This window comes from Enterococcus sp. AZ126, from assembly GCF_051714545.1.
GTDB lineage: Bacteria > Bacillota > Bacilli > Lactobacillales > Enterococcaceae > Enterococcus_L.
Window position 1 is genome coordinate 237,257 of the sequence record NZ_JBIOSB010000001.1, and the last position, 12,342, is coordinate 249,598.

Consider the following 12,342-nt stretch of genomic DNA (forward strand, 5'->3'; position numbering starts at 1 on the left):
AATCCTTGACAAACTTGTGATGAATAGATATGATGAAGTACGATTTGTGCGTTCTCTACATTTTGATACATATAATAGAAGAAACACAAAAACCGAAAGGAGCCTCACGTTGAATGGCGTATAAATATCTAGTTATTGTAGAATCACCTGCTAAAGCCAAAACGATTGAAAAATATTTAGGAAAAAATTATAAGGTTGTTGCCAGCGTTGGGCATATTCGAGATTTACCCAAAAGTAAAATGGGTGTTGATACTGAAAATAATTATGAACCACACTATATCTCAATTCGAGGTAAAGGTGATGTAATCAAAAGTTTAAAAGCTGCAGCTAAAAAAGCTGAAAAAGTTTATCTAGCAGCCGATCCGGACCGAGAGGGAGAGGCCATTGCTTGGCATTTGTCTTTCCTTCTTGGCTTAGATTTGAAAGATAAGAATCGCGTTGTGTTTAATGAAATCACCAAAGAAGCCGTAAAATCAGCTTTTAAAGAACCGCGTACGATCAATTTAGACTTAGTTGATGCACAACAAGCACGTCGTATTTTAGACCGTTTAGTAGGCTATTCATTGAGCCCTATTCTATGGCGTAAAGTAAAAAAAGGATTGAGTGCTGGTCGCGTTCAATCTGTTGCGCTAAAAATCATCATCGATCGTGAAAATGATATTCGCAAATTTATTCCTGAAGAATATTGGAGTATAGATGGTAACTTCCAAAAAGCAAAGAAAAAATTTAAAGCCAACTTCTGGGGGCTAGACGGCAAAAAGAAAAAATTACCAAATGCTGAAGCCGTAAAAGAAGTCACGACACGGATCAAAGGGAAAGAATACGATGTAACAAAAGTTGAGAAGAAAGAACGCAAGAGAAATCCAGCATTGCCTTTTACAACAAGTAGCCTGCAACAAGAAGCCGCTAGAAAATTAAATTTTAGAACGAGAAAAACCATGATGGTTGCACAACAACTTTATGAAGGTATTGCATTGGGGAAACAAGGAACTGTGGGCTTGATTACCTACATGCGTACTGACTCTACCAGAATAGCTGATTCAGCAAAAGCTGAAGTAGCTGAATATATTGAAAAAACGTATGGTAGTGAGTTCTCAGCACATGGCGGACGTAAAGTTAAAAATGCTCAAGGAGCCCAAGATGCTCACGAAGCGATCCGTCCTTCTAGTGTGATGCGTGCTCCAAACGAAATCAAACAGTATTTAGATAAAGACCAATTAAAACTTTATACCCTGATTTGGTCCCGTCTAGTTGCAAGTCAAATGACACCTGCTGTCTTGGATACAATGAAAGTAACTTTGGAACAAAATGGCGTGATTTTCATTGCGAATGGCGCGAAAGTGAAATTCAAAGGCTTTATGCAAGTATATGTCGAAGGTCGAGATGATGGAAAAGAAGATAAAGAAAATATCTTACCAGATTTAGCTGAAGGTGATAAAGTTAATGCGTTGGATATCGAACCAAAACAGCACTTCACTCAGCCACCAGCAAGATTTAGTGAAGCAACCTTGATTCGGGCTCTAGAAGAAAATGGCGTAGGACGTCCATCAACCTATGCGCCAACGTTAGAAACTATCCAAAGACGATATTATGTTAAACTAACCAATAAACGATTTGAACCAACTGAGTTGGGTGAAATTGTCAACTCATTGATCGTTGAATTCTTCCCACAAATTGTGGATGTTCATTTCACTGCTTCAATGGAAGGCGATTTGGATAAGATCGGTCTCGGTCAGGAAAAATGGGTAGAAGTTGTCGACCGTTTCTATCAACCATTTGAAAAAGAGCTGACAAATGCTGAAGAAAAAATCGAAAAAATCCAAATCAAAGATGAACCTGCGGGATTCGATTGTGATTTATGTGGTCATCCAATGGTAATCAAGCTAGGCCGTTACGGTAAGTTTTATGCTTGTAGTAATTTCCCCGAATGTCGCAATACCAAGGCAATCGTAAAAGAGATCGGTGTTACTTGTCCAGTCTGTAATGAAGGTCAAGTCATAGAGCGTAAATCTAAAAAGAATCGATTATTCTATGGTTGTAGCCGCTATCCAGATTGTGACTTTACATCTTGGGACAAACCAATCGGACGCCCATGTCCAAAATGTGGTCAATATCTTGTTGAGAAAAAAGTTAAAGGTGGAAAACAAGTCGTTTGTATTAATGGCGACTATGAAGAAAACGTTCAAAAATAAGAAATTTAAAGACCAGCGGGAAATCTCGTTGGTTTTTTGAAGAAAAGAGGAAATATATGACTACTTCTGTAACAGTTATAGGGGCAGGTTTAGCAGGTAGCGAGGCAGCTTGGCAAGTTGCACAAGCTGGCGTTCCAGTGACACTCTATGAAATGCGCCCTGTAAAAAATACACCAGCACATCAAACAGAAAATTTTGCTGAGTTAGTTTGTTCAAATTCATTAAGAGGAAACAATTTAACAAATGCTGTTGGTGTGTTAAAAGAAGAAATGCGTCGTTTAGATTCAATGATTATCCACAGCGCAGATAAAACTGCTGTACCAGCGGGAGGTGCTTTAGCTGTTGATCGTGATACATTTTCACAAGAAATCACAGATAAAATAAAAAATCATCCACTTATCACTGTAAAAAATGAAGAAATTACAGCAATCCCTGAAGGAATCGTGATTATCGCAACAGGACCACTAACTTCAGAATCATTGGCTGAACAAATCAAAGAGTTTAATGGCTCAGATGGTTTTTATTTCTATGATGCAGCAGCTCCCATCGTTGACAAAGCTACGATAGATATGGATAAAGTTTACTTGAAATCTCGCTACAACAAAGGCGAGGCGGCCTACTTAAATTGTCCAATGACTGAAGAAGAGTTCAACGCATTTTACGAAGCATTGATTTCAGCTGAAGTTGTTCCTTTAAAGACGTTTGAAAAAGAGAAATTCTTTGAAGGATGTATGCCAATCGAGGTAATGGCTAAACGCGGTATCAAAACGATGTTATTTGGTCCTTTAAAACCGGTTGGATTGGAAGATCCTAAGACGGGTAAACGTCCTTATGCGGTAATCCAATTACGTCAAGATAACGCGGCAGCTTCGTTGTACAACTTGGTCGGTTTCCAAACACATCTAAAATGGGGAGAACAAAAGCGTGTCTTCCAGATGATCCCAGGATTAGAAAATGCTGAATTTGTCCGTTATGGTGTGATGCATCGCAATAGTTTTATGAACTCCCCAGAATTATTGAAACCAACATACCAATCACAAAAAAGAGAGAATCTTTTTTTTGCAGGTCAAATGACCGGCGTTGAAGGCTATGTAGAAAGCGCTGCTAGTGGTTTGCTCGCTGGAATGAATGCTGCACGTTTGGCAAAAGGGGAAGAAATTATTGTTTTCCCAAGGGAAACTGCTTTAGGAAGTATGGCTTACTACATTACGCATGCAGAAGGCAAACATTTTCAACCAATGAATGCTAATTTTGGTTTATTCCCTGAGCTACCAGAGAGAATTAGAGACAAAAAAGAACGCTATGAAGCAATCGCTGACAGAGCGCTTACGACATTAGCAGAAGTAACACAAGAGTTTGATCTTGTAGAACAAAATAATTAAAGTAGCTCGATTTAAAGGATGAGAAAAACTATTTTTTTAGTTTTTCTCATTCTCTTTTGTTTTTTTAGGTTGGAATAATAGATTAAATTACGCTTATAATTTATGCGTATTTAAAGCTAAATATGAATAAATTGTTACCTAATTTGAAAATATTGATTAAATTCTGACAATTCATTTGTCTTTTCAAAATGGGTATGCTAAAGTTACTTTGTAATTTATTGGAGGAAGATCTATGCATGAGAAAAATTGGTCAGAGCTATTTTTAAACTATTTGATTGTTGAACGTGGCTATTCTATAAAAACCAAAATTGCTTATGAAGAAGATATGCATAATTTTTTTGATTTTTTAAAGGATTCAGGTGAAGCTAATTATTTAAGTGTTGACCATTTAGATATTCGTACCTACCTAAGTTTTCTCTATGATAAAGAATACAGTCGAAATTCTATTAGTAGAAAAATTGCTAGTTTACGATCGTTCTATCAATTCTTACTTAAAAATGAAGTAATCAAAGAAAATCCTTTTTCTTATGTCCACATGAAGAAAAAGCAGTTGAGACTTCCTCGTTTCTTTTATGAAAAGGAAATGGACGCTTTATTTGAAAGTGCTACAGGAACAAAACCTTTAGATTTCAGAAATCAAGCATTACTAGAAATCCTTTATGGCACCGGTATTCGGGTAAGTGAATGTACAAACCTAACAGTAGAGTCAATTGATTTTTCTACAAATGTATTATTGATTCATGGAAAAGGAAATAAAGATCGATATGTGCCTTTTGGTTCTTTTGCTTCAGATGCACTCAAAGAATATTTGGATAAAGGACGAGCTGTTTTAATGGAAAAATATCATCAAGAGCATACATTTGTTTTTGTTAATCATCATGGTGAACAGCTTACTCCAACAGGTGTTGAGTATATTTTGAATCAGCTTATCAAAAAAAGCACATTGAGTAGTGACATCCATCCTCACATGTTACGGCATACATTTGCAACACATTTACTAAATAACGGTGCAGATATGCGTACGGTTCAGGAATTATTGGGGCACTCTGACTTGTCTACCACACAGATTTACGCTCATGTAACAAAAGAAAGCTTGCAAAAAAATTATCGAACATTTCATCCTCGTGCATAACGTAGGAAATATTATCTAGCTTCACGGGCTAACTCTTTAGAAAAAAGATAAAATAGGATTGTGACAAAAAGCGCCACCCTCATATTTTCCTATTTTTCTAGCAGAGCTGAACGAGCCCGCTGTACTTTTAACATTATCTAGCTTCACGGGCTAACTCTTTAGAAAAAAGATAAAATAGGATTGTGACAAAAAGCGCCACCCTCATATTTTCCTATTTTTCTAGCAGAGCTGAACGAGCCCGCTGTACTTTTAACATTATCTAGCTTCACGGGCTAACTCTTTAGAAAAAAGATAAAATAGGATTGTGGCAAAAAGCGCCACCCTCATATTTTCCTATTTTTCTGGCAGAGCTGAACGAGCCCGCTACGCTTTTAAATCAGGAGGAATAACAATGGTTGAATCACAATTTCATTCAACAACAATCTGTGCTGTTGAAAAAGATGGGAAATTTGCAATGGCTGGTGACGGTCAAGTAACAATGGGAGAATCTGTTGTTATGAAAGGAACGGCTAAAAAAGTCCGTAGAATTTATAATGACGAAGTTGTTGTTGGGTTTGCGGGAAGTGTCGCAGATGCTTTTACATTGGAAGAAAAATTTGAAGGTAAACTAAATGAATACAATGGCAATCTAACAAGAGCAGCAGTTGAATTAGCACAAGAATGGCGAACGCAGCAATCTATGCAAAAACTAGAAGCTATGCTGATCGTGATGAATGACAAAGAAATGTTGCTAGTTTCTGGAACGGGTGAAGTAATCACTCCAGATGATGGCATTTTAGCAATTGGTTCAGGTGGTAACTTTGCCCTGTCTGCAGCTCGTGCGATGAAGCATTACGGAGACAAAGAAATGTCTGCTAAAGAAATCGCTAAAAATGCGTTGAGTATTGCTGCCGATATTTGTGTCTTTACAAATCACAATATTATTGTAGAAGAATTATAGATGGGGGATATGACCATGAACGAACTAAACAAAACACCAAGAGAAATCGTTAAAGAACTAGATGAATATATTATTGGACAAGAAACCGCAAAAAAATCTGTCGCAGTTGCCTTGAGAAATAGATACCGTCGTTTACAGCTTGAAGAAAAAATGCAGCAAGATGTCACACCCAAAAATATGTTAATGATTGGTCCTACCGGAGTAGGGAAGACAGAAATTGCTAGACGTTTGGCAAAAATCGTCAATGCTCCTTTTATTAAAGTAGAAGCGACTAAATTTACAGAAGTAGGATATGTTGGTCGCGATGTAGAATCAATGGTTCGTGATTTAGTAGAACAATCGATTCAAATCGTTGAAAAAAAACAATATAGTCGCGTTTACTCTCAAGCCCTGAAAAAAGCCAATAACCGTTTAGTAAAAGTGCTTGTACCAGGCATCAAAAAAGAACAAAAACAAACATCGAATAATCAGTTTGAGCAAATGATGCAAATGTTCAATAATGCCCAGCAGCCGCAAGAAACACAAGAAGATGTCACCGAAGAAATCAAAATTAATCGTAAAACGATTCTGGAGCAGCTAGAGAAAGGTCTTCTGGACAATCGTGAAGTAACGATCGAAATAGAAGAACCTAAAAAAACAATGCCTGCTATGAATAATGGCATGGAACAAATGGGTATCGATTTAAATGAAACATTAGGTGCATTATCACCTAAGAAAAAGGTTGAACGCACCGTTACAGTTAAAGAAGCTCAGGAACTATTAGTAAAAGAAGAATCTGCCAAAATCGTTAAAGAGGCAGATATTCATAGCGAAGCTATTCGTTTAGCTGAAAGCAGTGGAATCATTTTTATCGATGAATTTGATAAAATTACCTCAAAGAGTCAGCAAAATTCAGGTGAAGTTTCACGTGAAGGTGTACAACGTGATATTTTACCTATCGTTGAAGGCTCACAAGTCAATACAAAATACGGTTCGATTCAAACGGATCACATTTTATTTATCGCATCAGGTGCCTTTCATTTGTCTAAACCAAGTGACTTGATTCCTGAATTACAAGGTCGTTTCCCAATTCGCGTTGAGCTAGATGATTTAACTGCAGATGACTTCATAAGAATCTTAACTGAGCCAAATAATGCTTTGATCAAACAATACATTGCTTTGATTGGTACGGAAAATGTTACGGTGATTTTTACAAAAGAAGCCATCGAAAGAATTGCGAATATCGCCTTTAACGTGAACAGAGATACGGATAATATCGGAGCCCGTCGCCTGCATACTATTTTAGAGCGTTTACTGGAAGATTTATTATTTGAAGCGCCTGATATGCAGATGGGTGAAATTACGATCACAGAAGCGTATGTGAATGAAAAACTAAATAGTATTGTACAAAATGAAGATTTAAGTCGCTATATTCTCTAGGATCATCTAGAGCAAGATCGATGTAAAGCGGACTGTTCTTACCACGTATATCCAGCTTTAAGAGCTAGCCTTTTGGGAAAAAGATAAAAAATAAATGAGATAAACGACATCTCAGTTATTTTTCCTATTTTCCTCTCAAGGCTGAATGCGCTCTTTCAGCTTTTAAATTAGGAGGAGTAAAAATGACTACTTTATTAGAAAAAACACGTCAAATCAATAAGCTTTTGCAACAAAAAAACACATTTGATCAAAAAGCCGAATTGCCTTACGACAAGATGGCAGTGATTTTAGGTGATGTCTTAGATAGTAATGCTTATATTATCAGTAACGAAGGGGTTTTGTTAGGGTATAATGAAAAACTTGACGTTAATAATGCACGTGTAAAACATATGTTTGAAGAAAAGCGCTTTCCTCAAAGTTATACTGATGCTGCAGACAACTTGAATAAAACAGAAGCGAACATTTCAATCACTAGTGATTTGACTGCATTTCCTGTCGAACTACGTGAAAAATATCCCTTTGGTCTAACAACGATCGTGCCAATGTTCGGTGCTGGTGAACGTTTAGGAACGATTATTTTAGCAAGAGTTGAGCAATCATTTGATGATGAAGATTTGGTATTAGCGGAATACAGCGCCACTGTTGTTGGGATGCAGATTCTTTATCAACAATCAAGAAATATCGAAGCTAATGTTCGTAGTGCAACTGCCGTACAAATGGCAATCAATACTTTGTCCTACAGCGAATTGAAAGCGGTCCAGGCAATTTTTAAAGCATTAGATGGTGAAGAAGGTAGATTAACGGCTTCAAGTATTGCCGATGAAATCGGGATTACCCGCTCAGTAATCGTAAATGCATTAAGAAAATTAGAATCTGCCGGTATCATTGAATCTAGATCATTGGGAATGAAAGGGACGTATTTGAAAGTTTTGAACAAACAGTTTATTAAAGAATTAGAAAAAGATAACAAGTAGGGGGGAATAACGATGACTGTACAAATCGAAAATGAATTTCTGATTGCGACAATTGCTGAAGATGGCGCTGAACTTGTGAGCTTGAAATCAAAGGAAAATAATATTGAGTACATTTGGCAAGGAGACCCAGCATTTTGGGGACGACATGCTCCAGTGTTATTTCCGATTGTTGGTCGTTTAAAAGACGATCAATACACCTATGAAAATCAGACCTATCCAATGAGTCAACACGGATTTGCTAGAGATAGCCTTTTTGAAGTGATCGAACATGCTTCTGAACTAGTTTCGTTGTCACTAAAAAGTAATAAAGAGACGAAAAAAGTATATCCATTTGATTTTGAATTGATTCTCTCTTATGCATTAGAAGAAAATAATTTAGTCGTTCACTATCAAATTGAAAATACAGGTACGAGTGATATGTACTTTTCAATCGGTGGTCATCCTGCCTTTAATGTTCCATTAGAACCAGAATTGACATTTGATGATTACTATTTAAGTTTTTCACCAAAAAAATCGCGCACTCAGATCCCGTTAGTAGGGCCTTTAGCAGATTTTGAGCATAAAACACTAGGTCAAACGAATACTAGTCTTGCTATTCGCAGAGAATTATTCAAAGACGACGCAATTATTTTTGAAACGAAAGGTGTAAACGCCTTTACGATTGAAACGGATGAAGGACCTCACAGTATTAGTTTAAGTTATACGGATATGCCCTACGTTGGTATATGGTCTCCTTATCCACAAGAAGCACCATTCGTTTGCATCGAACCGTGGTGCGGCATTGCTGACGAAGTACATGCAACAGGAAATCTCGTTGACAAAAAAGGGATCAACAAATTAACAGCAGCAGATATTTTTAAAACACACTATACACTTACTACTAAATAAAAAAACTAGGATCCAAAGCTTATGCTGCTTCGGATCCTAGTTTTTATTTTTTAGCACCTAAACCAAATGGTACACGACTTTCAGTGCCATCTTTGATTCTTTTTATATTATCTTTGTGACGAATAAAAATAAAAACAGTCAAAGCTAAAGCAATTGTTGTTAATAACCAATCAAATTTAGGAAGAATAGCAGGGATAGAAAACGGTAAAATAACCGTTGAAAGCGTAATAAGTACAGCACTGATCATACTGGTCAAACTAACCATACTGGTAATGTATAATATAATAATAAAAATCAAGGCAGAATAAACAAAAAATTCTGGATTGTATGCCAATATCATCCCTGCACTTGTGGCAACAGCTTTTCCTCCTTTAAATTTGGCAAAGATCGGAAATGTATGACCCAAAACTGCGGCAACACCAAAAACTAAAGGATTAACATTCAAAGAAAACAACAGAGGTAAACAAGTTGCTAATGTTCCTTTTAAAATATCCATTAATAAAACAACTATACCCGCTCTTTTTCCTAAAACTCTAAACGTATTCGTTGTTCCTGTATTACCGCTACCAAATTGCCGAAGGTCTTTTTTAAAAAATAATTTTCCAACCCAAACGCCAGAAGGGATGGAACCAAGTAGATAAGCTATAATTAATAGCACCAAGAATTTCATTAAGTAACCTCTTTCTGTTCAAACTAGCATTTATTCTATCATGAATAGAAACAGCTAACAATAATTATCTATTCGTTGTATAATGAAATTAAGAGAAATAAGGAAGGATGAATAAAATGCCGATAGAAAACCCATCACAAGAACAAATAATTGATTACTTAAAACAAGCAAAACGAATCGCGGTCGTTGGACTAAGTGCCAAAGAAGACCGGACAAGCTATAAAATAGCTGAATTACTGCAAGAATATGGTTATGAAATCATTCCTGTAAATCCAACTTTAGTCGGGCAAGAAATTCTTGGTGAAAAAGTCTACGAAAAATTACAAGACATACCAGGACAAATCGACATCGTTGATATTTTCCGTAGAAGTGAATTTTTACCAGAAGTGGCAGATGAATTCTTAAAAACAAATGCAAAAGTTTTCTGGGCTCAACTAGGGTTAGAAAATCAAGAAGCTTACGATAAGTTGAAAAAGGCAGGAAGAAATGCTATTATAATGAATCGTTGCATTAAAATTGAATTAGCTAAAATGCCTAAATAGACGTAAAGTATCATAAGAAAAGAGTGGCCGTTTTGGAAAGCTCTTTTTTTTTGAGAGCTTTTAGAGTATTATTGTAATGATGTGGCCTTTGGCCCTATAATTCAAGTATAAGGAGTTTTTTCTTTGGCGAAAAAAGTAAACAATGAATACAATGACGCCTCCATCCAGGTTTTAGAAGGATTGGAAGCTGTACGAAAAAGACCAGGAATGTATATCGGCTCCACAGATAGCCGTGGATTACATCATTTAGTCTATGAAATCGTTGATAACGCAGTAGATGAAGCATTATCCGGTTACGGAAATGAAATCAGCGTAACGATTCAAAAAGACAATAGTATCAAAATCACCGACTCCGGTCGTGGAATGCCAGTTGGTATGCACGCATCTGGAATCCCAACTGTAGAAGTGATCTTCACTGTTCTTCATGCCGGCGGTAAATTTGGACAAGGCGGTTATAAAACTTCGGGTGGACTTCATGGTGTGGGCGCCAGTGTAGTAAATGCTTTATCCAGTTGGTTAGAAGTACGTATTGTCCGTGATGGCGTTGAATATATGGAACGTTTTGAAAATGGTGGAAAACCTGTCGGAACCTTAAAAAAAGTTGGTAAAACGAATAAAAAAAATGGAACTTCAGTTATTTTCCTTCCAGATGATACTATCTTTTCAACAATACATTTTTCATACGATACACTAGCAGAACGTTTAAGAGAATCAGCATTTCTGTTAAAAGGCGTAAAAATCTCCCTAACTGATCTTAGAGGTGACGAACTAAAAGAAGAAGTTTTTCATTATGATGAAGGGATCAAAGAATTCGTAGCCTATCTTAATGAAGAAAAAGACACCTTGACGCCCGTCGTCTATTTTTCAGGCGAAAAAGATGGTATCGAAGTTGAGCTTTCGTACCAATATAATGATGGCTATTCAGAAAATGTCCTTTCTTTCGTAAACAACGTGCGGACAAAAGATGGTGGTACTCATGAAGTGGGTATGAAATCATCTATGACGAAAGCTTACAATGAATATGCAAGAAAAGTCGGTTTGCTAAAAGAAAAAGATAAAAACCTCGAAGGTAGTGACTTCCGTGAAGGGTTAGCGGCAGTATTATCAATCCGTGTTCCAGAAAACCTATTGCAATTTGAAGGTCAAACTAAAGAAAAATTAGGGACACCAATGGCACGTAATGCTGTGGACAATGTTGTCGGAGAGCAAATGGGCTTTTATTTACAAGAAAATAGTGAAATGAGCCAACAATTGATTCGTAAGGCAATCAAAGCGCGAGAAGCCAGAGAAGCTGCACGCAAAGCGCGAGAAGAAAGCCGAAATGGTAAAAAACGGAAAAAAGGCGAATCTCTCTTATCTGGTAAATTAACACCAGCGCAATCACGAAATCCTAAAAGAAATGAATTATACTTAGTCGAAGGAGATTCTGCTGGCGGTTCAGCTAAACAGGGTCGAGACAGAAAATTCCAAGCGATTTTACCTTTGCGGGGAAAAGTGTTAAATACGGAAAAAGCTAAAATGCAGGATATTTTGAAAAATGAAGAGATCAATACAATGATCTATACAATTGGCGCAGGCGTTGGGCCAGAATTTTCAATTGAAGACTGTAATTACGATAAAGTCATTATCATGACCGATGCGGATACCGATGGTGCCCATATTCAAGTCTTACTTTTAACATTCTTTTACCGCTATATGAAACCATTGATCGAAGCAGGCAAAATCTATATCGCGTTACCGCCTCTTTATAAAGTATCAAAAGGAATTGGCAAAAAAGCTGTAACAGAATATGCCTGGACAGATGAAGAATTATCCAGCGTGACTGAACAAGTCGGCAAAGGATATATGCTTCAACGATACAAAGGTTTAGGTGAAATGAATGCAGATCAGCTGTGGGAGACTACAATGGACCCTGAGACACGTACATTGATTAGGGTTAGAATAGATGATGCGGCTCAAGCAGAACGCCGTGTAACGACGCTTATGGGCGATAAAGTAGAGCCTAGAAGAAAATGGATCGAACGACATGTGCAATTTACCTTGGAAGAAGATGGCAGCATCTTAGATAGAAAAGATGGCGAAATAGAAATTTCCCCATCTATTTCAAATGAAGTATTAGATGAAGAAAAAAAAGAAGAAACTGAACGTAAAAATGCTGAAGCAGAAGCTGCCGAGATCAGTTTATTCGATTTAGAGTAGGGAG

10 protein-coding genes are annotated in these 12,342 nt (G+C 36.9%); 9 read left to right on the forward strand and 1 reads right to left on the reverse strand.

All coding sequences use genetic code 11. The features are described from left to right. Positions 1–113: 113 nt before the first annotated feature. From topA to IGI43_RS01185, 7 genes are all read left to right on the forward strand, one after another. Complete coding sequence (gene topA, locus IGI43_RS01155) at positions 114–2,192, forward strand: type I DNA topoisomerase (protein ID WP_438755982.1); 2,079 nt, start codon at positions 114–116, stop codon at positions 2,190–2,192. A 56-nt stretch (positions 2,193–2,248) separates the two neighbouring features. Beyond that, positions 2,249–3,574 carry an FADH(2)-oxidizing methylenetetrahydrofolate--tRNA-(uracil(54)-C(5))-methyltransferase TrmFO gene (gene trmFO / locus IGI43_RS01160; RefSeq protein ID WP_438755983.1) on the forward strand — a complete coding sequence of 442 codons (1,326 nt, stop codon included), beginning with the start codon at positions 2,249–2,251 and terminating at the stop codon, positions 3,572–3,574. 232 nt (positions 3,575–3,806) lie between these two features. Further along, positions 3,807–4,706, forward strand: a complete 900-nt coding sequence (gene xerC, locus IGI43_RS01165) for a tyrosine recombinase XerC (protein ID WP_438755984.1) — start codon at positions 3,807–3,809, stop codon at positions 4,704–4,706. A gap of 391 nt (positions 4,707–5,097) precedes the next feature. Beyond that, positions 5,098–5,646 (forward strand): HslVU peptidase proteolytic subunit, encoded by a 549-nt coding sequence (gene hslV, locus IGI43_RS01170; RefSeq protein ID WP_438755985.1) that lies wholly within the window; start codon positions 5,098–5,100, stop codon positions 5,644–5,646. Positions 5,647–5,661: 15 nt separating this feature from the next. Further along, complete coding sequence (gene hslU / locus IGI43_RS01175) at positions 5,662–7,065, forward strand: ATP-dependent protease ATPase subunit HslU (protein ID WP_438755986.1); 1,404 nt, start codon at positions 5,662–5,664, stop codon at positions 7,063–7,065. A gap of 182 nt (positions 7,066–7,247) precedes the next feature. Beyond that, positions 7,248–8,039 (forward strand): GTP-sensing pleiotropic transcriptional regulator CodY, encoded by a 792-nt coding sequence (gene codY / locus IGI43_RS01180; protein ID WP_438755987.1) that lies wholly within the window; start codon positions 7,248–7,250, stop codon positions 8,037–8,039. A 12-nt stretch (positions 8,040–8,051) separates the two neighbouring features. Continuing rightward, positions 8,052–8,927 (forward strand): aldose 1-epimerase family protein, encoded by an 876-nt coding sequence (locus tag IGI43_RS01185; protein WP_438755988.1) that lies wholly within the window; start codon positions 8,052–8,054, stop codon positions 8,925–8,927. Between the two features lie 43 nt (positions 8,928–8,970). On the opposite strand, the gene plsY is transcribed toward IGI43_RS01185, so the two are convergent. After that, positions 8,971–9,597, reverse strand: a complete 627-nt coding sequence (gene plsY / locus IGI43_RS01190; protein WP_438755989.1) for a glycerol-3-phosphate 1-O-acyltransferase PlsY — start codon at positions 9,595–9,597, stop codon at positions 8,971–8,973. 116 nt (positions 9,598–9,713) lie between these two features. Here plsY and IGI43_RS01195 point away from each other — a divergent pair, with 116 nt between their 5' ends. Then, positions 9,714–10,139 carry a CoA-binding protein gene (locus IGI43_RS01195; RefSeq protein ID WP_438755990.1) on the forward strand — a complete coding sequence of 142 codons (426 nt, stop codon included), beginning with the start codon at positions 9,714–9,716 and terminating at the stop codon, positions 10,137–10,139. 123 nt (positions 10,140–10,262) lie between these two features. After that, positions 10,263–12,338, forward strand: coding sequence for a DNA topoisomerase IV subunit B (gene parE / locus IGI43_RS01200; RefSeq protein WP_438755991.1), 2,076 nt, complete (start codon positions 10,263–10,265; stop codon positions 12,336–12,338). The last annotated feature ends 4 nt before the right edge of the window (positions 12,339–12,342 follow it).

What these genes read in the sequence shown, in the direction of transcription:
- plsY (WP_438755989.1), bottom strand. Translation starts at nt 9,597, where the DNA reads ATGAAATTCTTGGTGCTATTAATTATAGCTTATCTACTTGGTTCCATC.
- codY (WP_438755987.1), top strand. Translation starts at nt 7,248, where the DNA reads ATGACTACTTTATTAGAAAAAACACGTCAAATCAATAAGCTTTTGCAA.
- IGI43_RS01195 (WP_438755990.1), top strand. Translation starts at nt 9,714, where the DNA reads ATGCCGATAGAAAACCCATCACAAGAACAAATAATTGATTACTTAAAA.
- trmFO (WP_438755983.1), top strand. Translation starts at nt 2,249, where the DNA reads ATGACTACTTCTGTAACAGTTATAGGGGCAGGTTTAGCAGGTAGCGAG.
- IGI43_RS01185 (WP_438755988.1), top strand. Translation starts at nt 8,052, where the DNA reads ATGACTGTACAAATCGAAAATGAATTTCTGATTGCGACAATTGCTGAA.
- hslU (WP_438755986.1), top strand. Translation starts at nt 5,662, where the DNA reads ATGAACGAACTAAACAAAACACCAAGAGAAATCGTTAAAGAACTAGAT.
- xerC (WP_438755984.1), top strand. Translation starts at nt 3,807, where the DNA reads ATGCATGAGAAAAATTGGTCAGAGCTATTTTTAAACTATTTGATTGTT.
- topA (WP_438755982.1), top strand. Translation starts at nt 114, where the DNA reads ATGGCGTATAAATATCTAGTTATTGTAGAATCACCTGCTAAAGCCAAA.
- hslV (WP_438755985.1), top strand. Translation starts at nt 5,098, where the DNA reads ATGGTTGAATCACAATTTCATTCAACAACAATCTGTGCTGTTGAAAAA.